This window comes from Psychrobacter sp. 1U2 (genome assembly GCF_051847575.1).
The window spans coordinates 1-528 of record NZ_JBPYDC010001773.1 but is presented as its reverse complement, the minus strand read 5'-3'; the positions used below and the strand labels follow the sequence as shown (position 1 = coordinate 528).

1 protein-coding gene is annotated in these 528 nt (G+C 48.3%); it reads right to left on the bottom strand.

The features are described from left to right. On the bottom strand, positions 1–528 hold a 528-nt coding region (locus ACS8FD_RS24330), incomplete at both ends, for an MFS transporter (protein WP_439277733.1).

Genomic DNA, 528 nt, shown 5'->3' with positions numbered 1-528 from the left:
ATAAAGACTGCAATTTGCCAAGCAAAAGACGTGCGCCACATGGAAATCTCTGAAGATCCTAACTTAGGCAGCTCAACCGCTTGATGACTAGACGATCCTAGGCGCAGACGTAAAAACACCCAAAGCACAATGGCAAATATGCCTAAAAGCGACCAACCACCAAGCGCCCACTGCCAGCCTACCTGCTCAGATAGCGGTAATACGACTCCTGCTACTATGCCTGCCGACACCGTCATCGTTAAACTAAATAAACCAGTTATAAGTGGAATATGTTTCGGCGTACGCTGTTTAATAACGGGTGCCGCCAAAGTGTTAGCAAAGCCGATGGCCAACGTTAGTAATAATGTACCACTCAAAAAGCCAATCCACGTAGGAACCACGGAACGCAGCACCATACCAAAGGTGAGTAGTGCAACCATCACAATGAGCGTATTCTCAAGGCCAAAGCGCTTACCAATCGCTGGTGCGATAAGCGCGCCTACTGCAAAAGTCAGCATTGGCACTGCACCTAACCAACCAATCTCAGTC